Source organism: Paraburkholderia sp. MM5477-R1, from assembly GCF_050436385.1.
In the GTDB taxonomy this organism is placed as follows: domain Bacteria; phylum Pseudomonadota; class Gammaproteobacteria; order Burkholderiales; family Burkholderiaceae; genus Paraburkholderia; species Paraburkholderia tuberum.
Map to the genome: position 1 here is coordinate 368944 of NZ_JBNDMC010000001.1, position 22115 is coordinate 391058.

Annotated in this window: 19 protein-coding genes and 7 pseudogenes; 17 read left to right on the top strand and 9 right to left on the bottom strand. The window is 61.5% G+C overall.

Annotation, left to right across the window (positions count from 1 at the left end):
* Positions 1–215: 215 nt before the first annotated feature.
* Both OKW35_RS01815 and OKW35_RS01820 read right to left on the bottom strand, forming a co-directional pair.
* On the bottom strand, positions 216–599 hold the full coding sequence (locus tag OKW35_RS01815; RefSeq protein WP_429551086.1) for an alpha/beta fold hydrolase: 384 nt from the start codon (positions 597–599) through the stop codon (positions 216–218).
* Positions 580–918: an alpha/beta fold hydrolase gene (locus OKW35_RS01820; RefSeq protein WP_429551228.1), complete on the bottom strand. Its 339-nt coding sequence runs from the start codon at positions 916–918 to the stop codon at positions 580–582. The genes OKW35_RS01815 and OKW35_RS01820 overlap by 20 nt, the downstream gene beginning before the upstream one ends.
* A 295-nt stretch (positions 919–1213) precedes the next feature.
* On the opposite strand from OKW35_RS01820, the pseudogene OKW35_RS01825 reads away from it, so the two are divergent.
* Positions 1214–1813, top strand: a pseudogene (locus tag OKW35_RS01825) (IS110 family transposase); the annotation flags it as partial.
* Between the two features lie 259 nt (positions 1814–2072).
* On the opposite strand, the gene OKW35_RS01830 reads toward OKW35_RS01825, so the two are convergent.
* Entirely contained in the window at positions 2073–2990 is a 918-nt protein-coding gene (locus OKW35_RS01830) for an AraC family transcriptional regulator (RefSeq protein WP_429551087.1), read from the bottom strand.
* 94 nt (positions 2991–3084) lie between these two features.
* Here OKW35_RS01830 and OKW35_RS01835 point away from each other — a divergent pair, with 94 nt between their 5' ends.
* From OKW35_RS01835 to OKW35_RS01855, 5 genes and pseudogenes are all read left to right on the top strand, one after another.
* Positions 3085–3834: an SDR family oxidoreductase gene (locus OKW35_RS01835; RefSeq protein ID WP_429551088.1), complete on the top strand. Its 750-nt coding sequence runs from the start codon at positions 3085–3087 to the stop codon at positions 3832–3834.
* 81 nt (positions 3835–3915) lie between these two features.
* Positions 3916–4674, top strand: a complete 759-nt coding sequence (locus OKW35_RS01840; RefSeq protein WP_429551089.1) for an SDR family oxidoreductase — start codon at positions 3916–3918, stop codon at positions 4672–4674.
* Between the two features lie 465 nt (positions 4675–5139).
* Positions 5140–6183, top strand: a complete 1044-nt coding sequence (locus tag OKW35_RS01845) for a DNA-binding protein (protein ID WP_429551090.1) — start codon at positions 5140–5142, stop codon at positions 6181–6183.
* A gap of 32 nt (positions 6184–6215) precedes the next feature.
* Positions 6216–6569 carry a hypothetical protein gene (locus tag OKW35_RS01850; protein ID WP_429551091.1) on the top strand — a complete coding sequence of 118 codons (354 nt, stop codon included), beginning with the start codon at positions 6216–6218 and terminating at the stop codon, positions 6567–6569.
* Between the two features lie 73 nt (positions 6570–6642).
* A pseudogene (locus tag OKW35_RS01855) lies at positions 6643–6912 on the top strand (SET domain-containing protein); the annotation flags it as partial.
* Between the two features lie 65 nt (positions 6913–6977).
* Here OKW35_RS01855 and OKW35_RS01860 read toward each other — a convergent pair.
* Complete coding sequence (locus OKW35_RS01860; RefSeq protein WP_429551229.1) at positions 6978–7691, bottom strand: IS6 family transposase; 714 nt, start codon at positions 7689–7691, stop codon at positions 6978–6980.
* Positions 7692–8158: 467 nt separating this feature from the next.
* On the opposite strand from OKW35_RS01860, the gene OKW35_RS01865 reads away from it, so the two are divergent.
* Positions 8159–8806, top strand: a complete 648-nt coding sequence (locus OKW35_RS01865; RefSeq protein ID WP_429551092.1) for an FMN-dependent NADH-azoreductase — start codon at positions 8159–8161, stop codon at positions 8804–8806.
* Between the two features lie 289 nt (positions 8807–9095).
* Here the strand turns inward: OKW35_RS01865 and OKW35_RS01870 are convergent.
* A pseudogene (locus OKW35_RS01870) lies at positions 9096–9266 on the bottom strand (IS6 family transposase); the annotation flags it as partial.
* 221 nt (positions 9267–9487) lie between these two features.
* Positions 9488–10189, bottom strand: coding sequence for a TetR/AcrR family transcriptional regulator (locus OKW35_RS01875; protein ID WP_429551093.1), 702 nt, complete (start codon positions 10187–10189; stop codon positions 9488–9490).
* 166 nt (positions 10190–10355) lie between these two features.
* Here OKW35_RS01875 and OKW35_RS01880 point away from each other — a divergent pair, with 166 nt between their 5' ends.
* The 10 genes and pseudogenes from OKW35_RS01880 to OKW35_RS01925 all read left to right on the top strand — a co-directional run bounded on the left by OKW35_RS01880 (position 10356) and on the right by OKW35_RS01925 (position 19666).
* Complete coding sequence (locus OKW35_RS01880; protein WP_429551094.1) at positions 10356–10625, top strand: hypothetical protein; 270 nt, start codon at positions 10356–10358, stop codon at positions 10623–10625.
* 91 nt (positions 10626–10716) lie between these two features.
* On the top strand, positions 10717–11787 hold the full coding sequence (locus tag OKW35_RS01885; RefSeq protein WP_429551095.1) for a VOC family protein: 1071 nt from the start codon (positions 10717–10719) through the stop codon (positions 11785–11787).
* 35 nt (positions 11788–11822) lie between these two features.
* A complete protein-coding gene (locus OKW35_RS01890; protein WP_429551096.1) occupies positions 11823–12779 on the top strand; it encodes a fumarylacetoacetate hydrolase family protein in 957 nt (318 codons plus the stop codon).
* Entirely contained in the window at positions 12776–14803 is a 2028-nt protein-coding gene (locus tag OKW35_RS01895) for an acyl-CoA synthetase (protein ID WP_429551097.1), read from the top strand. The genes OKW35_RS01890 and OKW35_RS01895 overlap by 4 nt, the downstream gene beginning before the upstream one ends.
* Positions 14804–14958: 155 nt before the next feature.
* Positions 14959–15279 (top strand): hypothetical protein, encoded by a 321-nt coding sequence (locus OKW35_RS01900; RefSeq protein ID WP_429551098.1) that lies wholly within the window; start codon positions 14959–14961, stop codon positions 15277–15279.
* Positions 15280–15427: 148 nt separating this feature from the next.
* On the top strand, positions 15428–16996 hold the full coding sequence (locus OKW35_RS01905) for a bifunctional 3-(3-hydroxy-phenyl)propionate/3-hydroxycinnamic acid hydroxylase (protein ID WP_429551099.1): 1569 nt from the start codon (positions 15428–15430) through the stop codon (positions 16994–16996).
* Positions 16996–17391, top strand: a pseudogene (locus OKW35_RS01910) (AMP-binding enzyme); the annotation flags it as partial. The gene OKW35_RS01905 and the pseudogene OKW35_RS01910, both read left to right, overlap by 1 nt.
* A gap of 75 nt (positions 17392–17466) precedes the next feature.
* Positions 17467–18552, top strand: a complete 1086-nt coding sequence (locus OKW35_RS01915) for a porin (protein WP_429551100.1) — start codon at positions 17467–17469, stop codon at positions 18550–18552.
* 172 nt (positions 18553–18724) lie between these two features.
* A pseudogene (locus OKW35_RS01920) lies at positions 18725–18879 on the top strand (SDR family NAD(P)-dependent oxidoreductase); the annotation flags it as partial.
* A gap of 76 nt (positions 18880–18955) precedes the next feature.
* A complete protein-coding gene (locus OKW35_RS01925; RefSeq protein ID WP_429551230.1) occupies positions 18956–19666 on the top strand; it encodes an IS6 family transposase in 711 nt (236 codons plus the stop codon).
* Positions 19667–19724: 58 nt separating this feature from the next.
* Here OKW35_RS01925 and OKW35_RS01930 read toward each other — a convergent pair.
* From OKW35_RS01930 to OKW35_RS01940, 3 genes and pseudogenes are all read right to left on the bottom strand, one after another.
* A pseudogene (locus OKW35_RS01930) lies at positions 19725–20576 on the bottom strand (aminotransferase class V-fold PLP-dependent enzyme); the annotation flags it as partial.
* Positions 20573–21139: pseudogene (locus OKW35_RS01935) on the bottom strand (SufB/SufD family protein); the annotation flags it as partial. The pseudogenes OKW35_RS01930 and OKW35_RS01935, both read right to left, overlap by 4 nt.
* The gene (locus OKW35_RS01940) at positions 21127–21624 is read right to left on the bottom strand and encodes a universal stress protein (RefSeq protein WP_121318972.1); all 498 of its coding nucleotides are present in this window, start codon (positions 21622–21624) and stop codon (positions 21127–21129) included. The pseudogene OKW35_RS01935 and the gene OKW35_RS01940, both read right to left, overlap by 13 nt.
* Positions 21625–22115: the final 491 nt, after the last annotated feature.

Genomic DNA, 22115 nt, shown 5'->3' on the forward strand with positions numbered 1-22115 from the left:
GGGTATTTGTCGACTGGGTGAGCACATTGTTCCCGCCTGTATGAGTCATGTCGGCAACTGCACGTAACTCGTCCGGTCGCGAGCAGCGTTGTGTCATGAGTGCAATCGACCGATGCCGTACCGCGGCCTCTAGGGGGCATGTATCAATGGAGGGGGCCTCATCGTGATGAGGCTGTCCCTCGGTATGCCTTGTGCTGCACGGACGTAGGGCACTACTACACTTGCAGGTAGCTGTTCAACGCATCGATCAACTGGCCGGGGACTTCTTCGGGTATCAGGTGACCGCAAGGCAATGTGTGTCCGGTGACGTTCTGCGCTTCCTTGCGCCAGAGGGCGAGCACGTCGAAGGTCTGGCCCACCGTGCCCTTGGCGCCCCACAGAACATGGACCGGTGTGGCAACGCGCTGCGGATGGGCGTGGATGTCCTCGCGGTCAACGGTGACTGTCGCCCGGTAGTCTTCGCAGACTGCGTGGATGCACGCAGGGTTGCGATAGCAGCGCAGGTACTCCGCAAATGCCTCGGGCGTCACGGCACCCGGCGTTTTGCTCTGAACGTCGAGATGCGCGCGCAGGTATTGCTCAGGCACGGCCCCGATCATCTGCTCCGGCAGCGGACGCCGGCTGAATGTGGAAGAACCACCAGAAATAACGCGTCGCGAAAGACTCGTCGGTGTGCGCATACATCTGGTCGGCGGGAGCGATATCGAGCATCACTGCGCGTTGCACGGCTTGCGGGTAGTGAATCAACATGCCGTGCAGAACGCGGGCGCCGCGGTCATGCCCAACTGCCTGGAACCTTTTGAATCCCAGCGCCCGCATGACTTCGACCTGATCCAGTCCCATCAGGCGCTTCGAATAGTTGACGTGATTCGGGCCGCCGTCGGGCTTGCTCGAATCGCCATAGCCCCGTTTGGCTATCTCTCCGGTTTGCGCGTCAACCCAGTACATCTGGAAAATCCGCTTTGCAACATCCAGACCGTATGTCGTAGCATTCATTTGGGCCCTCCGTTCCTCAAGTGGACGTGTCGAAACTCCACTCTGGCACATTGATGCCGTTCGGTTCTGGAGGGCCTCCGCGTTCCCGCTGAACCCTACCTCCCCGAAGGAGGGCGGTGGATAGCCCGCGCATCCGCCGCGTTGGTCTTGTTCGTCTGGACGGTCGCAGTGCCGTTGTTCTTCATGTATCCCGCACGTATGTACAGACTTGTGCGCAAAGACGGAAGACCAGCAGGCGATGCTCGGCGTTCACCGAATCCGATCGCTGCTCATTAAATTCCGAACAATGCAGGTGGACCAGTTACGAGGCTTACTCTATGAATTCGGCGTGTCGTTCCGCACTGGGCGCGTCGCTGGACTGAATGAGATTTGTGCACGCATGGCAGAACTCGAAGACGCTCTGCCCGGAATCATGATCTTCAGCCTGCAGGACCAGTTGAGACGTATCGATGCGATCGAGCGCGACATCGATCAGCTTGAGAAGCAGATAAGCGGTTGGCTCAAACAGGAAGCGGCTTGCCGGGCGATCGCCGAAATACCTGGCATCGGCAAACTCACGGCGACTGCGCTAGTCGCCACGATGGGGGATGCAAAAACGTTCAAATCGGGTCGTGAAGTCGCCCCGTTTCTCGGGCTGGTGCCACGACAAAGCGGTACGGGTGGCAAGATCAGATTGGGATCGATTTCAAAGCGAGGTGACCCCCACGTGCGCACGCTGCTGATCCACGGAGCACGTTCAGTAATGCGCCATGTCAAGACGCCGACGTCCTGGCAGAAAGGCATCCTGGAGCGACGACCAGCGAATGTTGTGAAGATACCCGTGCCCTGCCCCACCCTTGCCTCCGCGAGGAAAGGCGCTTTCGCGGTGACAAAGATCTCTCCCTCAAGTATTTTTGCAAAGCAAAGATATTTCAACACCTCTACGGTTGAGACAAAGGTCGCCCAACTCGACATGCAGTGAACGTACGATTTCCGGCATATCCCCTCGAACATGATATGGGGTGGCCACCTTGATTCCAGTCCAGCTCCGCATAGGGACGCGCGTCCAGATCTGAGAACAGCCTATTTGAGCCGCCTCATGCGCCGTTCGCGACCGCCTGCACCTCGCGCGCATACTGCGTGGGCGGCCGACCGACGTGCCGCGTGAAGGCGACGCTGAACGTGCTGGCTGAACTGTAGCCGATGCGCTGCGCAATCTCGGCGATGCGGCCTTCATTGCGACGCAGCAGGTCCTTCGCGAGTGCCATGCGCCAAGTGAGCAGGTATTCCATCGGCGCGATGCCGACCGTGCGACTGAAGCGCTCGAAAAAGGCCGAGCGCGAGAGTGCGGCCTCCTTCGCGAGTTCAGCAACTGTCCAGGCGCGTGTCGGATGTTCGTGCATCCCGCGGATCGCGGCCGCGAGGCGGCCGTCGGAAAGCCCGCGCACCAGGCCCGGCGATGCATTGGTCTGTGCCGCGGACCTCAGCGCTTCGATGAGCAGCACTTCCAGCAGTCGTGCGAGCACGACCTCGCGCGCGGGCCGCTGCTCGCGTGTTTCCTCTCGGACCAGTTGCACAAACGTGGCCAGCCGCTGTTCACCGCGCACATGCACGAGTTGCGGGAGCAGCGAGACCAGCAGCGATGCATCCGGTGAGCCGAAGCTGCAGTGGCCCGCCACCATGCGCGCGTCGATGGGGCGATCGGGGTCGCCGATTCTGAATTCGCCGTTGCCCAGCGCGACGGGCGGCCGCGTCTCGACGCCCGGCGGTGGCGGCTCCAAACTCGACATCGCCACACCGTAGGCCGCGGGAATCAGGACAAAGTCGCCCGACAGGAGCTCGATGGGCTCATGTCCGTCGATCGCGATGCGGCAGCCGCCCTCCAGGATCACGCAATAGAACGGCTGGCCCGCGTCCGAGCGGCTGACGCGCCACGGACTCGCGCCGTGGACGAGCTTGGAGAATCGGGCGCCGGGCTGCAGCAGCGTCACGACTTCGGCCAACGGGTCGATCATCGCCGGACTCTTGCGAATGAAATTCGGATGATCGATTGTAGCGGGTACGACCTTGGCGATCTATCGTACGGACACCTTGCCCACAGGAGTCCCCATGAAAACCGTACTGATCACCGGCTGCTCTTCCGGATTCGGCCTTGAGATCGCCCGCTACTTCCTCGCGCGCGACTGGCAGGTCATCGCCACGATGCGCACGCCGCGTGCGGATGTGCTGCCGCCAGCCGACAGTCTGCGCGTGCTCGCGCTCGACGTCACGAACCCGGACAGCATTCGCGCGACTGTCGAGGCCGCAGGGCCGATCGACGTCCTCGTCAACAACGCGGGGTTTGGCGCGGCCGCCCCGGTCGAGCTCATCCCGATCACGACGGTGCGCGAAATTTTTGAAACCAACACCTTCGGCACGATCGCATTGACGCAAGCGGTGCTACCCCAATTCCGCCAGCGCAGGGCCGGTGTGATCGTGAATGTCACATCGAGCGTGACGCTGAAGGCCCTGCCCCTGATTGCCGCATACCGTGCGAGCAAGGCGGCGGTGAACGCATTCACCGAGTCGATGGCGCTGGAGCTCGAGCAGTTCGGCATACGGGCGCGCCTGGTGCTGCCGGGACGTGCGCCCGACACCCGCTTCGGAGACAACGCGCGCGCGCACATGAGCGGCCTCGACCACGAAGCCTATACCGATCTGGTCAAGGAGGTTTTCGCGCGGGTCCTCGATACGTCTGCCCCGATCACCCGGGCGCACGACGTCGCCAAAGCGGTGTGGCGCGCGGCGACCGATCCGTCAGCGCCGATGCGCATTCCGGCCGGCGCCGACGCCGAAGCCTGGGCGGCCGAGGCTCACTAACCAGCCAGCGGCATCGCCCTGAGCTGAACTGAAAAACGGAACTGGCTTTTGCGCGCTACAGCGCAACACAAGGAGATTGCCATGCAGGACAAACCCGTCGCCCTGGTCACCGGGGCCAATCAAGGCATCGGCCTTCAGATCGCCAAGGATCTCGCGGCACACGGTTTCACCGTGCTGGTCGGGTCGCGCAATCTCGAGCGCGGCGAGGCTGCGGCCAAGGAGTTGGGGCCGGACGGCCACGCGCTCCAGCTCGACGTGACGGATCAGGCTTCGGTCACAGCCGCGGCGGAGCGCGTAAGCAACGAGTTCGGCCGCCTCGACGTGCTCATCCAGAACGCCGCCATTTCGAACACGAAAAAGCGGTCCGGTCAGTCCGTCGAGGAGTACGCGAAGACGACCCGCCCGGGCAACGTGTCCCTTGATGAGATGCGCGCGGTGTGGGACACCAACGTGTTCGGCGTGCTCGCCGTTTATCAGGCGATGCTGCCGCTTCTGCGCGCGACGCCGGGCGCCCGCATCGTCAACGTGTCGAGCGGCGTTGGGTCGTTAACGACGAACTCGGATCCGGCCTTCGCCTACCGTGCGATCTTCGGCCCCGTCTATCCTGCGTCCAAAACGGCTCTCAACGCCTTGACGGTCGCCATGGCGATCGAGCTGGAACCGGACGGGATCAAGGTCAACGCTGTCTCCCCGGGCTTTACCAAAACGAACCTCAATGGCTATTCGGGCACCGAGACCGTCGAGGAAGGCGCTCGCGAAGCGGTGCGCGTCGCGCTGCTGGGCCCGGACAGCCCAACAGGGACGTTCACGCGCTGGGAGAATGAGACGATCCCGTGGTGAGGGTGTCGCGGGCGATCGAAGGGATTGATGGATCAGGCCAGGGCGAATGCAAATCGGCCGTTCGCCTGAACAATCGGTCACTGCGTTGCGTTTTGCCGTCATCGGATTGATGTCGGCTGACCGGCCACTCGGCAAATTCGATGAGGCGACTGGCAGTTGCACCTCGGAAGCAGCCGTTGCTGTGGTGGCGCGAGTTCGAGCGGCGGCTCAGGGTCGTGCGTTCGTCTTCGACAGTCGAATGTCCTGCCGGACTGACGGGGAAGGAACTCCCCGATGGGCGGGACAATCGTTTTCGTGGTCGCGGGCGAGGTGGAGTGGAGTTTCGCCATGTCACGCGATGATTGCCACATCGGTAAGGTTACGTTTCAACATTATAGGGATAATGTCAAAATAACGGAAGGAGAGCATTAGATATAATGCGGTTTACGTAGTAATATGAACGGAAGTCAAATCCGTAAAATTGTCATGAGTGACGTCCTCTCCCCCGACGTGGCGCTGGCCGCCGAGATCGAGCACCTCAAGGCCCGGTTCCCGAAGACCCGCGAGCTGTACCGCGAGGTCTGTGCGCTGCTGTTTTTCCGCTTCGGTATCACGCCGACGGCGAGCCGCCTGTACCAGCTGGTGAAGCGGGGCAGCATGGGCACGCCGACCCAGGTCCTGGGCGAGTTCTGGTCGGAACTGCGCGAGAAAAGCCGGGTGCGCATCGACCATCCCGATCTGCCGGCCGATCTCGGCGCGGCCGCCGGCGAACTGGTCGCCACCCTCTGGACGCGCGCGAGCGCGTCGGCTGCGGCCTCACTGGACGCGCTGCGTGACGAACTCGGGGCGCAGCGGGCCGAGGCGCAGCAGTCTGTCGTTGCCGCCCGCGATGAGCTGGGTCGCACCGAGAGCGCACTCGAGCAGCGCACCGCCGCGCTGCTGGCCGCGCAGGTCGAGGTACGGGAGCTGGAAAAGGCGCAGGCCGAAGGTCATGCACAGCGGCAGGCGCTGGAGGCGGAGCTCGGGCGACTCAGGGAAGCGTTGATCGGGCGCGATCGCGAACTCGCGGAAGTGAGGGAAGGGTTTTCGCGGGATCTGGAAAAGCAGCGCGAAGCGGCCGAACGGGCCGAGGATCGGCTCAGGGCGTCCGAGAAACGCGCCCTGCTGGAGATTGACCGCGAGCGGGGGCATGCGGCGAAGCTGCAGAAAGAGGTCGACGAAGCCGCGCGCCGCTCGGACCGCAAGGATGCGGACCATCGCCGGGCAGTTGACACCCTGCAGGCGCAACTGGGCGACGCGCGTCATCAGACGGGCGTGCTGCAGGGGCGGCTTGATGCGGCTCAGGCGGAGAACACGCGGCTGCAGACGGAGCTCATCGCGACACGGGATGCTCAAGCGGATGCGAGAGACGCGCACCGGTCCGCTGTTCCTTCCAGGGGCGGGAACGCGCGGCGTGCGACCCGGCCGCCGCGCGCGGCGGTCGCGGGCACACAGGCCAAACCGGGAATACGTCGAAAAAAAGCGGTATAAACAGAGATCGCTGCATTCCGGAAAGTCACTGCATGGCTGATATCTATCTGCTCACCGGGCTGACGCTCCCCGCGGGCATCGCGCATGAGTCGTTGCCCGGGGCGGTGAAGGCGTTCATCGCTGACTGCTGGCACGGCATGAGCCGCACGCAGATGATTGCGCGCGCGAAGTCGCGGGATCTGCGCCTGTCGTTTTGCGCGACCAGGCCGTGTGCGCACGGCGAAACCGGGGTGTTTGCGTTGCGTTTCAGTGATGGGACGTCGGGCTGTCTGATGCTGGCCCACCTGCAGCGGGTGCGGAATAGTCGTGGCCGCAACCGTCGACCTGGCCGTACTGCCGTTTCCCGCCCGCCGGCGCGGGATCCCCGTCAGACCACCCTGTTCTGAATGCCACGGGGCAGTTGCGGTGCCACGCAGCGCCCGATATGCTCGCTGCCATCAACGAACCAGGAGTCCGGAAGTGCGGCGTGTGGCGGTCAGAAAATCTTCAGTTCATGGGCGGGGCGTGTTCGCGCTGCAGGCTATCACCGCTGGCGCGCGGATCCTTGAATATCGCGGTGAAGTCACCTCCTGGCGGCGGGCCGCTGCCAGGCACAAGCGTTCTGGAACGCCCGGTCACACGTTTCTCTTCGGCCTTGCTGACGGACGCGTAATTGACGGCAGCGTGGGTGGCAACAGTGCCCGCTGGCTGAACCATTCGTGCCGGCCGAACTGTGAGGCGATCGAGGATGAACGGGGGGGTTCTGTCGCGATAAGAATGGCAGGACGTGCACGTTCAGATATGATACGGACTACTCATATAATCAGCGAGTAAAATTGCTCGGCGCCGGTCCGCTGAATTCCGGCGTCTTTCATCTGCCCTTTCCGTATCATATGCATCACTTCGATGCCCGACAGGATGATGCTGGCGCAACGAAAATCCTTGAATCCCATCATCGGCTTGATGATGCGTTTGATGGCACGATGATCCTGTTCCACTATGTTGTTCAGATACTTGACCTGCCGGATCTTGATGGGCGTTTCCCGTTCGGCGTTGATGGCGTGCAGGGCGGCCAGATTCGCGCCGCTCTTATCCACGGTGATGGTCTGCGGCTCGCCATTCTGGTCGATGGCCTTCTCGAAGTAGCAACGCGCGGCAGCCTTGTCACGATGGGCTCGCAGCAGGAAATCCACGGTTTTTCCGGCCTTGTCGACCGCGCGATACAGGTACTTCCACTGGCCGCGCACCTTGATGTAGCTCTCATCCATTCGCCAGCTTTTGCCTACCGGACGTTTGTGCTTGCGAAACGCCTTTTCAAACAACGGCACGAGCTTGATCACCCACCGATGCACGCTCGAATGATCAACCTCGAACCCTCGTTCCGCCATCATTTCCTCGAGGTTTCGCAGGCTCAGCGAGTACGCTACATACCACCGCACGCACAGCAGGATCACATCCAGCGGGTAGTGCAATCGTTTCAGCACCTTGGCGATGCCAGGGGGCAATGTCGTGCGCGGCGTCTTGGCCATCGTGATCGTCATCCATTTACGTCAGCTGACTTTACCTCAAAGCCTTAACGCGACAAAGCCCTTCGCTCTACGTGCTCAGATAGAGCAATCCTCCATCCACGATCCCGTGTAGCGTGACGCTGCTTTCGGCGTGAGCGCTGATTGCAGACGCCAGTCACATCGCGACGATCGATGCACTCCCAATTCTCGTCTTGAGCAAAGGTCTGCCTGGACACACTGAAGCGCAAGCCATTGTTAGATCATTGTTGACGCATAGAGCTGAACTGAGGATACTATCAGGTAACCCGTGGAATTTTTTGAAGGTGGCGGGAAATAGGGCAGGCGCCCAGGTGCGCTTTCACGCAACATCAGCCGGGGTATCGGCTGGCAGGCCGTCGCGAGCCTACGTGCCACCACCGTAAACAAGCGCATGTCGTTCAGATTCTGCATCGTCACTGCCAACAGCTAATCCCTCAAAGGAATTAACCATGAAGCTATTGCATATCGATTCCAGCCCGCTGGGCGCTGCCTCCGTCTCCCGCGACCTGACGAGGAAAGTCGTTGCGCAATGGATGGTCAGCCATCCTGACGCGACGGTCGACTATCTCGACCTGGCGGTTGACGCGCCTTCGCACCTGGATATGAATTCGCTCGGCTTCCGGCTACCCGTCGACGCGCCGCAGCTCACGCCGGTCCAAAAGCACGAGAACGCCATCTCCGAGAGACTGGTGAGCCAGTTCCTGGCCGCTGATGTCGTTGTGGTCGGCGCGCCGATGTACAACTTCTCTATTCCTAGCCAGCTGAAGTCGTGGATCGATCGCATCGCGCAAGCCGGCCGCACGTTCCGGTACACGGCTGAGGGGCCCGAAGGGTTGGCCCAAGGCAAGACGGCCATCGTGGTCTCGACACGCGGCGGCATGTATGCCGGTCTCCCGATGGAAGTGGCCGATCATCAGGAGAGCTATCTGAAGACGGTTTTCGGTTTCATGGGCGTAACCGACGTGCGCTTCGTGCGAGCGGAGGGGCTGTCAATGGGAGACCACGCGAAGGCAAAGGCACTCGCCAGCGCCGGAGCCCACATTCTCGAGCGGACGCGCGACGCAGGCAACGATTTGACTGGCTCGGTCGCGGCCTAAAGCGCCGGGATAAATCGAAGGGTGAAGCGCGGTAAACCGCGCTGCTGGCGAACGCGGACCGCTCCGGCACGCAAAAGGAAATAGAAGCTTGAATCGCAACCTCATCGCCAAGAGCGTGGCTATTCGGCAGGACCTGGGCGACCTGATTACACGTGTCCCGGAGCCGACTGTGTCGGGCCCAGCCCGTTCGTGCTCATTGTTCACCACGGACCCAGACCTTGCTCCCTGGGAATGGTTTTGTCGCGATAAGGGAAGTCAGTGCGAGCGGATTTGATATGAAGAGGACTGCTTACATGACCAGCGAATAGAATTGCTCGGCGGCGGTTCCGGTGTCGCCATCGTGCTGCATCTGCCCTTTGCGAATCATGTGCATCACCTCGATGCCGGACAGAATGATGCGCGCACACCGGAAATTCTTGAAGCCCATCATCGGCTTGATGGCGCGGTGATCCTGCTCGATGAAAAAAGCTCCGACCGGATCGGAGCTTTGGAGAAAACAGCTTAGCTTGCAATCCCGCGCCACTTCGGTAAATCGGTTTCTTCAGCGGGGCATGCCAGCCACATCTTGATCAGATGCAGCGCACGCCGATCGACGATGCCTCGCAAGCGACAGCATCAGTTCAGCGTGAGGAATGCTGCCGAATCCCCGGGCCGCCCTCGATGTTGCACGACTGATGGCGATCAGGCGCCCGCTCTGCGGTTCCCCGCCCCTTCGAGCGTCCTTTTCAGGAGCGACTGGTCATCCAATTCGAGATCTGGAAACGGAAGCGCGACGAGCCGGACAGCTTCGTCCTCCGTCATGCCAAGGCTTAGCAGCAAAGCCACCACCATGTCGTCCAGATAATCGTTCGGCAGCATCTCCTGCGACAGGGAGCGCGCCGCACAGAATATGGCGCCAACCACGATATCGATCACGGCCCGCGGCTGCCGTTGTGCGAACCTGTGCCGCTCAATACCGGCGAGAACGTCGCGCGTCAGATTCCGAATGCCGAGCAGCTCTCGGCCAGCGGCGGGGATCTGCATCCGCGACAGGAACGCGCTCAGAAGCGGATAGCTCCGCATGGCATGCAACAGCAGCATGGTACCGCAGGTGACGCGTATGGCCGGATCTTCATACAATCGCACGATAGGATCGGCCACCCGCAGCCATTCATTGGTGACTTCGGCGGCAACGGCTTCCAGCAATTCCTCGTTGGTCCGAAAATAGTTGTAGAAGGAACCGCGCGACATCCCGGCCAGCGCGATCACATCGTCGATGATGGGCTCTGCCGGCCCCTTTTCTGCAAATACCAGCAACGCACTCTTGAGCAGCCTCGCGCGCGTCTTCCCCCGCCGCTCCGTCCCGACGCGAGTGCGATGGTCTTTTAACAAATCTGTCGCCATGTCTTTTACGACCCATCCGGGCACGCCTCGACTCTGTGTACTAGTGGGCTCCATGACCAATTTCCAGTCAAAAAAATTTTTTGACACGAACGTCAAGTTGACATAGAGTAAAGTATAAGAACAATGATACTTATCCTTGACCGCCGTCAAGTTTAAAGGAGACCTCATGCATGCAACCAAATCAGCGTTGCGAACTGCGCCTGCCTGTCCGGAAAGCGCTCTGCCGCCGTCTGCCCGCAAACTTGAAGGGCCAGCCGCCCTCGTCAAGGCGCCATCGCTGGCCTTCCTGATGCGCGGGAAGCCCGACCTGTCGGCACCCGAAGCCTTCCTGGCCAATTGCGGCATGCGCGGCGTCTCGCGTACCGCGAACCAGCTGGGCATGTGCGGTGCCGGCAGCGAACCCCCATTCTTCATGACGGCCCCGCTACCGAGGTGAACCGCCTCGTGCGAGAAACCCTGGCTTTGTTCGGCGAGCCGATCGGCGCCGCCGAGCCGCGGGCCGCCAATGCCATCCGAGTCGCCAGACCATGAAACTGACCACTGCACAACCGGCCCGCCATCCCCATCCCACGACGAAGGCGTCGGCGTTGGCGTACCTCATATTCGAGCGGCCCGACCTCGAAAAGGCCGAACATTTCCTCAATGACTTCGGGCTCCTGACAGTCTCACGAGACGCGGAACGGTTGTTCCTGCGAGGCACCGCCGGCTCGCCTTTTTGCTACGTGGTGTGCAAGGCGGCTACCGCGCGCTTCGTCGGCTTCGGTCTGCAAGTCAATGGCCGGAGCGATCTTGAAGCGCTTGCAAAGGTGCCCGGCGCGTCGGACATCGAGCTTTCCGATTGGCCCGGTGGCGGCTATCGCGTGCGGCTGACCGATCCCTCCGGCTTTCGTGCCGACGCCATCACAGGGCGAGCCACTGTCGCCTCTTTGCCTCACCGGTCACCCTTGCCGTTCAACTCGGTGGACGCCACCGTCCGGGTCAACGACACGCAGCGGCCTCCGGCATGCGCGCCGGAAGTCGTGAAGTTGGGACACATCGTGCTCGAGCTTGCCGACTATCAGCAAACTTGCGCCTGGTACACGCAGCACTTCGGATTCATCCCGAGCGACGTCCAGACGCTTCCCGATGGGTCACCCGCTGTCGCCTTCATGCGGCTCGATCTGGGCACGACGCCCGCGGACCACCATACCCTTGCTCTCGCGCAAGGCTTCGTTCCCACGTATAGCCATAGCGCGTATGAAGTGGTCGACACCGATGCGATCGGTATGGGCCAGCGGCTGTTGCGCGAAGAAGGGTGGACCCACTCCTGGGGAATCGGCCGACACATTCTCGGCAGCCAGATCTTTGATTACTGGCAGGACCCTTGGGGTGACAAGCACGAGCACTACTGCGACGGCGACTTGTTTACGGCGGATAAACCAACGGGCCTGCATACCGTCAGCCGCGAGGCGATGGCGCAGTGGGGGCCGAAGATGCCGCGCAGCTTCACGAAGCCCAAATTTACGGCGGCCAAGTTGTTGGCGCTCGTTCGCAATCTTCGTCGCAGCCCTGACCTGACGGTGAAAAAGCTGGTAACGCTCGCCAAGCTTTTCGCCTGAGGCCAACGACTTCCTACGACATCGGAGACGCATTCATGTCATTGCACGTTCTGCACTACAAGTACGAAGGGCTCGCCCGCTGGGGAATCATCCGCAATGGTGCCATCACGCCCATTCCCGGCGAGTTCAGGACGACTGCCGACTTCATCGAGGCAAATCCGGTCGCAAGCCTCGCCACGCTCAACGGGCCGACCATTCCCGAAACGGCGGTGGACTGGTTGTCGCCCGTCACGGCGAATCAGCAGTTCGTTTGCCAAGGCGCGAACTACCGTCAGCACATGATCGAATCCGGCATGAATCCGGACGCGAAAAACTTCAACATGATCTTTACGAAGGCGACGAGTTGCATCGTTTCCGCCAACTCGCCATTGACCAAGCCGAAGCACGTGAGGTTTCTCGATTACGAAATCGAGTTGGGCCTTGTGATGAAGCGCGACATCAGGTCCCCTCTGGCGATCACCGATGCAAACCTCCATGAGTACGTCGCCGGCGCGGTGATCGTGAACGACTACTCCGCGCGCGATATCCAGATCCCGCAAATGCAGTTCTATAAAGGCAAGAGCTACCGCACGTTCGGACCGGTCGGTCCTTACCTCTGCCTGTTGGAGCCGCATGACATTCCGAAACTGAAGACGCTCGAGCTGACGCTCACCGTCAATGGCGCCGTCCGCCAGAAGGACTCGACGGCGAATCTTGTCCATGGCCCGGCCGCAACGTTGGCCGAACTCTCCGGGGTACATGATCTTTACGCCGGTGACCTGCTCGCAACCGGAACGCCAGCGGGTTGCGCGTTGAGCATTCCGTCGCCTGCCAAAAAGCGCATTGCGGCGCTGTTGCCCGAGGCCGCCAAATGGAAGTTCTTCATGAAGGTGCAGGCGAAGCGGCAGCAGTATCTGCGCGCCGGCGACATCGTGGAGGCGCGTATCGCCAGCTCGGATGGGTCCATCGATTTGGGCGTGCAGCGCAATCATGTCGTGAACGGTGCAGCATGAACGGCGTCGCGAGTCAGCAAGACATTCTTGCCATCGAAGCCCAAGGTTTGCCGGCGGACCTTCCCGCCAGCACCTTCGAGATGATTTGCCGCGGCGCGGCCATCGATCCCTCGGCGCCCGCGCTCTCGTTTTTCCTGACGGCCAGCGCGCATCGCGATGTGGAGCGATGGACGTATTGCGAGCTAGTGGCTGACATCACGCGAACGGCGAATTTTTTCGCGCGCCTGAACGGGAGCGAGGCTCCGGTAATCGCCTATGTGCTGCCCAATCTGCCGGAAACCCATCTCGTCATCTGGGGCGGGCAGGCCGCCGGCATCGTCTGTGCGATCAACCCGCTGCTCGAAGGTGAAGCGCTGGCCGAGTTGCTCAACGCGGCAGGGGCCACTGTGCTCGTTACGCTGGCGCCGTTCCCTGGTGTGGACATTTGGCAAAAGGTCAGCGCCATTCTTCCAAGGCTCGACGCTTTGCAGCATCTCGTGCTCGTGGACATGGCCGACCGGGCGCCGAGCAAAGTTCGGCTTGAGGCGACGCTGCTTCAGCGCAACGAGACTTCATGGTTATACGGCGGCGGCGGTCTCGGTAGCACGATTCCTTCTCATATCGAAGCGCACGACTTCGGGGCAGCGATCGCGCGCGAGTCGGGAGCGCAACTCAGTTGCCCCCGTGGCTTGAGTGGTGACAACCTGTCGTCGTACTTCTGCACGGGCGGCACAACCGGTCTGCCGAAGATCGCCATGCGCCGCCACCGCAACGAAGTAGCCAACGCGTGGAGCGCAGGCAAGGTGTTCGGCGACAGCATGGCGCCCGGCAAGACCGTCTTTTGCGGACTCCCGCTTTTTCACGTCAACGCCGTTCTTGCGACCGGTCTTCTGCCTTTTTCCAAAGGCGCTCATGTGGTGCTCGGCACGCCCCTCGGCTATCGCGGCGATGGCGTCGTCAAACGCTTCTGGGAAATCGTCGAGCATCACCGCATCAACTTTTTCAGCGGCGTGCCGACGCTCTATGCGTCGCTGCTCGACGTGCCCGTGGGCGACCATGATGTGAGCTCGCTCGAGTATGGCCTGTGCGGCGCCGCGCCCATGCCCACGGAAGTTTTCCGCGCCTTTCAGGAGCGCACAGGCATCAAGATTCTCGAAGGCTATGGCCTCACCGAGGGAACGTGTGTAAGCAGCATTAACCCGCCCCGCGGAGAACGCCGGCTCGGGTCTATCGGGCTTCGAGTGCCTGGGCAACACATGAAAGCCATCATCGTCGATGACGCCGGCCGCTATGTGCGCGATTGCGAAACCGGCGAACCGGGGCTTTTGGTTGTATCGGGGCCGAACATCTTTTGCGGCTATGTTCAGCGCGAGCAGAATGCCGGCCTTTGGGTCGACCTCGAGGACGGCAAGCACTGGCTCAATACGGGCGACATCGGTTGTAGCGATGCCGACGGCTATTTCCGGCTCACGGGCCGCAAGAAGGACCTCATCATTCGGGGCGGCCACAATATCGACCCGGCGGCGATCGAGGAACCGCTTCATTGCCATCCCGCGGTACAAATCGCGGCGGCCGTGGGTCGCCCGGACGCACATGCCGGGGAGCTACCGGTCGCGTATGTCCAGTTGAAGCCGGGCGCAAGCGCGACCGAGGAGGAGCTCGCGGACTTCGCGCGCCACGCGATAGCGGAACGTGCAGCGGTGCCGAAGCAAGTTCGCATCGTGAATGCGATGCCACTGACGGGCGTCGGCAAGATCTTCAAGCCCGAATTGAAGCGGCGCGAAACCGCTGACGCGCTGCGCTCGGCACTCGTCGAGGCCGGAATCGAGGGCGCCTCTCTCAGCGTCGACGAAAGCAACGCGCGCGGCGTCTCGATTCGGGTGGAACTTCCCGAGGCGGCACAGGAGGACATCGCGCGTGCCGTACTCGGGCGTTTTCCCTTCTCTTTTTGCATTTCCCCGTTTGCGCAGTCCTGGCCAGGAGCGTTGCCGGCATCAACAGGCGGTAAGCAGGACACCGATCGGCTGACGAGCGACATCGACTAACGACATCCCGTTGGATTGATCAAGAGGGCGCGCGACGCTGGCATCGACCCGCGGACATGCAACAGCACATTACGACGGCTCAATAAGAAACAATAAACGTTGGAGTCCTAATAAAACAATTTTTTTGCACGCAGCAACTTTTAGGAGGAGACACCATGAAATTCAAGCGAGCGATCAGCGCTCTTGGCGTGACTACTTGCATCGCCACTGGCCTGTTATCCGATGGTGCATGGGCTCAATCGGTCGGCAGCCTGACGCTGGCTACTGGATGGCTGCGCGTCATGCCGCTGGCCCGTTCCGATCCCATGTTCATTCAGAGCGTGGCTGGGACACCGGTCAATCAGTCCGTGCCCAACACGGGCGGGCACCTTTTGATGCAAGGCTTGCTGGGCAAGCGTCAGCCATGGCCGGCAAAAGAAGCTTTGGAACACCATGAAGCTAGAGGCGGCGCAGTGGAGCGGCGGTCTCCAGCATGAGCCCGCATAGCGGCGACCGGCCTCCCGCCCGGATGACACGTTCTTGTTTGTTTCTCGCCTTTGAAAGTAAAGCCTATCTGAAGTCAGATCCATAAAACAGTGCGCGCCAGGCCAGGTCCCGGCGTCAACAAACAGGAGAAAGATCAGGATGAAAACGATTTCGACCGATGTAGCCATTGTTGGATACGGCCCCACGGGTCAACTGCTTGCCCTGCTTCTGGGCCGCCTGGGTCACCGCGTCACGGTAATCGATCGATGGCCCGACTTGTACCCGCTGCCACGCGCCGCCCACTTCGACCATGAGGCCGCCCGAATTCTTCAGGCGGCCGGCGTGATGAACGACATCAGTGAAGTAGCTGAAACGGCCGACATCTATGAGTGGCGAAACGCCAAAAGTGAACTGCTTGTAGAGTTGCTCTGGCAGGGAATGGGTCCAAGCGGATGGCCGGCCTCGAACTTGTTTGCCCAGCCAGACCTCGAGCGGGTGATCGACAAACACGTCAAGACGCAGTCGACGGTCACCGTGCTCCAGGGCTGGTCCGTCACCGGGCTGACACAGCGGCCGGATGGCGCACGCCTCGACCTCGAGCATGGCGAACTGCGCGATGGGCAATTGGTCGGCACCGGTGAGCGCAGCGTCGTCGAAGCGCGCTGGGTGGTGGGCGCAGACGGCGCCAACTCCTTCGTGAGAAGGGCCGCGGGCATCGAGGTGAACGATCTTGGTTTTGCGTTCGACTGGCTGGTCATCGACGTCATCCCGAAAGTGCAGCGGGCGGAGTGGACGGGCAAAGCCTTGCAACTCTGCGACCCCGCACGCCCCACCACCGTTGCGCCTGCTGGCCCCGGCAAGCGCCGTTGGGAATTCATGTTGCTGCCAGGGGAAAGCGCCAGCGACATGAACCACGCAGACGTCGCCTGGGAATTGCTCGCGCCTTGGCAGATGACTCGCGAGACCGCCACGCTGGAGCGTCACGCGGTGTATACCTTCCGGGCCCAGTGGGCCAAGCAGTGGAAACAGGGCTGCGTGATGCTGGCCGGAGACGCGGCGCACCTGATGCCGCCGTTCGCAGGCCAGGGCATGTGCAGCGGCATGCGCGACAGCATTGCCCTGGCCTGGCGCCTCGACGGTGTGTTGAAGGGACGCCTGCCCGAGCGTGTACTGGACAGCTACGGTCCGGAACGCTCGGAGCATGTGCGGGCGCTGATCGACTTCTCGATCGAACTGGGCAACATCATCTGCATCACCGACCCGGCCGCCGCGGAGCAGCGGGATCGCGCCATGCTGGCGGCGCGGGCGCAGCCGGACTACGCGCCACCTTCGCCTCGCCCGCGACTGGGGCCGGGGCTCTGGCAGTCCGATGCACCGGGAGGGGGGCTGCTCGGCGTTCAGGGCGAGGTCGCCGTCGATGGCCGTCGCGGACGCTTCGACGATGTACTGGGCGTTCGTTTCGCCGTGATCGCGCGCGATGCCGCAACGCTTGCCCAGATCTCTGCGAGCAATCGTGCTGCGCTCGATGCGATGGACGCCGCAGTCGTGCACATTGGCCCGGGCGGCATGGGCGACGTCAATGGAAGCTATGCGGCGTGGCTGGACCAATTGGGTTGCGTCGCGGTTCTCGCACGGCCGGACTTCTATGTGCACGGCGGCGCCCGCAATGCCGCCGAGCTGAACCGCCTGCTTGAGACCTGGCGCGAGGCGCTTGTCATCGGCGCCTGAGCGATATCGGCGTGCTTGACAGCGAGGGCTACCTGCAGGTCACGGACCGCATCAAGGATGTCATCAAGACGGGCGGGGAGTGGGTCTCGTCGCTCGAACTGGAGGATCTGGTCTCGCGCCACCCTGCCGTTAGCGAGGTGGCTGTGATCTCTGTCACCGACGTCAAGTGGGGCGAGCGGCCCATGCCACTGGTGGTGCTCAAACCGGACAAGCAGGCCGACGAGGAACAGATCCTCGAGCACTTGAAGGGATTTGCCGCGCGCGGCGTGATCTCCCGATATGCGGTACCAGACCGCGTCGTTTTCGTCGGCCAAATCGACAAGACGAGCGTCGGCAAGATCGACAAGAAGCGGCTCAGGGAGAGGTTTCAGAGCGCTCCAGTGGACGTTGAGTAACACGCGGAACGCTACGGGGACCGGCGCGGATCTGTCCCCTTACCTTAGTAGAACGAAGCAATCAGGAGACGAGTTATGGTATCGACGCATTCACCGACCCGTATCGCCGCATGGGTGGCTCTGTTGCTGGGAGGCAGCATAAGCACGGCATACGCGCAAAGCAGCGTGACACTCTATGGGATAGTCGACACGGGCCTGCTCTATACCAGCAGAACGCTCGATCCGTCCACGGGACACAACGCCGGCCATCAATTCTCGTTCATCTCGGGCGGAGTAGGGCCGTCGCTGTTCGGACTGCGAGGAACGGAAGATCTCGGCGGCGGCACTCAAGCAATCTTTGCGCTCGAGAGCGGAATCGACATGGCGAACGGCGGCTTCAATGATTCGAACGGCAATCTGTTTGGCCGTCAGGCCTGGGTGGGCGTCACTGGAGGTTTCGGCACCGTGAAAGCCGGTCTCCAGTACTCGCCTTTCGCGCTCTCGATCATTGCGATGGATCCGCGTAACACTTCGTCTTTCGGTAGCGGTGGGCCGCTCTATATCGGAAACGTGTTTGTCACAGGCGTATTCAATGCGAATGCGGTTTCATACACGTCGCCGACAATCGCGGGTTTTCAGGGCAGCGCGCTGTTTGCCTTTGGAGGCATGCCAGGCAGTTTCCAGGCTGGCCGCCAGTATTCGGCAAGTCTTGACTATCACGCGGGTCCTTTTGTGGTGAGCGCCGCAATGTACAGCGGCAACGCGGGCGGCACGGCAATAACGACGCCAATCCCGAGCACGGTGGAGTTTTCCGGGCGCACGATCGGCGCGAGCTACCAGGCAGGCGAGTTGACGGTGAAGCTGAACTACGTCAATTACAAGGTCGCGGGTTCGTTCGACAACCGGGTGTACGGCGCAGGAGGAAGCTATTTCGTCACGCCCGCGGCGAACATCAACGCGGGCGTGTGGTATACGAGCGACGGCAACGATACGTCGAACCATTCGATTCTGGCCGCGGCAGGCTTGACGTACAACCTGTCGAAAGCGACGCTGCTGTACGGGCAGGTCGGGTACGTCAATAATCACGGAAAGATGAATACCGGCCTTTCGTTGCACGGTGCACTCTTCGGCGTGCAGGGATCGACAGTTGCCGCGGACGTCGGTATCCGCCACGTGTTCTGATCGGCCGGCCGTGCCCGGAGCGCATCCGGCAAGCGCTCGCTGAGCGCGCCGGAACCATTACCTCCCGCGACCCGGGAGGCGGCAAGGCATTGTGGCAAAGCAATGGCGGGTTGTGCGAGACGCCATTGGGTATTCATGATACTCGCAGATATTACGATCACGGATGGAAAGGATGACGAAACGAATCGCTGTAGTGACGGGTGGTATGGGCGGCCTTGGAGAAGCGATCAGTACGAAACTGCATGACGCTGGTTATGCGGTTGTAGTAACGCACTCGCCGAACAACACCGAGCAGCCGAATGGTTGGCGAGCATGGAAACTCAAGGGGCTCTGGTGCAAATAGCGCGGGGGCGAATCGGTTAAGGTGTCAGGCTGAACGAATTGAGAACCGACGATGAGCAAGCTGAAGAGCCTTGACGAACTGTTCGCAGGCCGTCACTTTGACCGCGATGTGATCATTCTGTGTGTTCGCTGGTACCTGCGCTACAAGCTTAGCCTGCGCGATCTGGTCGAGATGATGATGGCGGAACGGGGTCTGTCGCTGGCGCACACGACGATCCTGCGCTGGGTGCGGCGCTTTGCGCCGGAGTTCGTGAAACGGTGGAACCGCTTTGGCAGGCCCACCGGGCAGTCGTGGCGTGTCGACGAGACTTACCTCAAGCTGCGCGGCGAGTGGGTCTATCTTTATCGAGCGGTGGATCGGGTGGGCCAGACAGTAGACTTCATGCTCAGCGCCAGGCGCGACGTGAAGGCGGCAAAAGCCTTTTTCAGGAAGGCAATCGAACATCAAGGCCAGCCACCGAAGACCATCACGCTTGATGGTTATGCAGCCTCGCACCGCGCCATGCGCGAGATGAAGGCCGATGGCTTGCTGCCTGAGGACACAAACGTTCGATCCTCGAAATATCTCAATAATCTGGTCGAGCAGGACCACCGCAACATCAAGTCCCGGACGAAAGTCATGCTCGGCTTCAAACGTTTCAGGAACGCAGCGATTACTCTCTCAGGTATTGAGTTGGTCCATCGTATTCGCAAGGGCCAATTCAGCCTCGCGAAGCTCGGCCTCAAAGATACCGCTGCGCCCGCAGTTTGGGAGGCCGTCCTGTCTGCTTGATGAGGTATCCTTTCTATAACAAAAATCTCGTCCAGACCGCCTATTTGCACCAGAGCCCCTCGAACTTCCACGGAATCGCGTTGTATTCCGTTTTCTCGAATGTTACCGATCGGATCATGTCGCCGCCGCCCTGCCATGGCGGCATCGCTTCAAGCAGTGCGGCCTTGGCGTATAGCACGCCAATGCCAGTCGGTCCGTACACCTTATGCCCGGACAACGCATAGAAATCGCAATCTATCGCGCGGACGTCGACCGGCAGATGCGTGATTGCCTGTGCACCATCCAGCAGCACCGGCACGCCCCGCGCGTGTGCCGCTGCAACGATGCGCTCCACCGGATTGATGCTGCCGAGCGCGTTGGCCAGATGAGTCATCGCGACCAGCCGCGTACGTTCACTCAACAAACGCTCGTACGCGTCGGCATCGAGCGCGCCCGTATCGTCGATCGGCACGACTTTCAGCGCCGCGCCTGTCTGCTCGCAGACGAGCTGCCACGGCACAATGTTCGAATGGTGCTCCATCGCGCTAATCAGGATTTCGTCGCCGGGCTTGATCTGCGGGCGAGCATAGCTCTGAGCGACGAGATTGATCGCTTCGGTCGTGCCACGCACGAACACGATCTCCTCCGGACGCTGCGCATTGATGAAGCGTGCAATCTTCGCGCGTGCGGCCTCGAATGAATCGGTCGCGCGCTGCGACAGCAGATGCACGCCGCGGTGCACATTGGCGTTGCTATGCCGGTAGTAAGCGTTCTCCGCGTAGATGTCCGAGGCAGGCTTTTGCGTAGTGGCGCCATTGTCGAGATAGACCAATGGCCGGCCATGCACGCGCTCGCCCAGAATCGGAAAGTCGGCTCGCCAGTGCTCGACATTGCGCGGATCGGGCGTCTGCATCTGTTCGATCGGCTTCATAGCAGCTCCCTGATGCGCTCGCCTTCCGGGGTGCGCGCGAACAGCAGGTTTTCGAGCCGCTCACGCAGCGAATCGATGCGCACACGTTCGACAATGTCGCGCGCAAATGCGTATGTCAGTAGCGCCCGCGCCATGCGCTCTTCGACACCTCGTGCACGTAAATAGAACAACTGGTTGTCGTCCAGTTGACCGACCGTCGCGCCGTGTGTGCATTTCACGTCGTCGGCGTAGATCTCGAGTTGCGGCTTCGTGTCGATTTCCGCATCGCGTGACAGCAGCAGGCTGTGATTCGCCTGATGCGTGTCCGTTTGCTGCGCATCGCGATGCACGATGACGCGGCCGTTGAACACGCCGCGCGCAGCGCCGTCGAGCACCCCGCGGTAATGTTCGCGACTCGTGCCATGCGGCTCTGTGTGATCGATGCGCGTGTGGTGATCGACGTGCTGCCGGCCCCCGACGAAATAGAGACCGTTCAACGTCGCTTGCGCGTTCGCGGCGTTCAGGCTTGTGCCGATACCGGTGCGCGACAACCCGGCGCCGACCGCAAACGCTAGGGAGGAGAAGGCCTTGATGCGGTTGCTGGGGTGCCGGATGGGCCGGTTTGCGTCGACTGCCGGACGACGAGGACCGGGATCTGACTGTGCGTCAGGACCTTCTGGGTCTCGCTGCCGAGTAACAACGCGCGCATACCGCTTCGTCCGTGAGACGCCATGACGATGAGATCACAATTTCGTTGTGCTGCAACGCTGATAATCGCCTCGTACGGGTGGGCGCGGTTCGTAGCAACCGTATCGCACTCGACACCTGCTTGCGCAGCCGCTTTTGCGATGACCGCGAGGTAGTCATCCGCATGCTGTCGGGTGGCCTGGACGACTCGCTCCTCGGTGTCCGCGATCATCTCGGTGCCATACGCGAGGACATGAAATTCCGGGATGACATGGAGGCCCGTAACTTTGGCGCCACTTTCCATGGCGAGCGTCACCGTCATTTGAATGGCGGCTTCGGAGAGGGCCGAACCATCGGTCGGCACCAGCAGATGCTTGAACATACGTTTCTCCCCGCGGCCAGACATATTCGCGTTGACATCCTGCGCCGATCGCCTGAACGAGGCGCGCGTGGATCAAGCGACCTCCTTCAGTATAGTCACCATGACGAGGGTTTGGCACGCAGCCCAATATCCGTGACAAGGCACCACGCGCTGCTCCAGCTGAAGGCCGGTACGGCGAGCGACGGCATTGTCACGGTAACCGGATGTGCTGGTAGAGTGAGACGACGAAGAACTCGAAGCCGATCTGTCGCCGTTTCCGAACATGTTGATCTCGCATAGGGGATGATCCGGAGTCGGCCGAGCAGCATCAGACCGAAGAGGAACTTGCGCGGGAGGTTGAAACGCGGGAAGCCGCGCGCGATGCGGACGCCTGAATCCACACGACATTCGACATTGATCCGGAATAGCTTCGGAGGCCATAATGCAGAATCCCGCTCTATTTCACGTGCTGCTTGATCATCTCGAGGCGATCGGCGCGTCCGCGCATGATG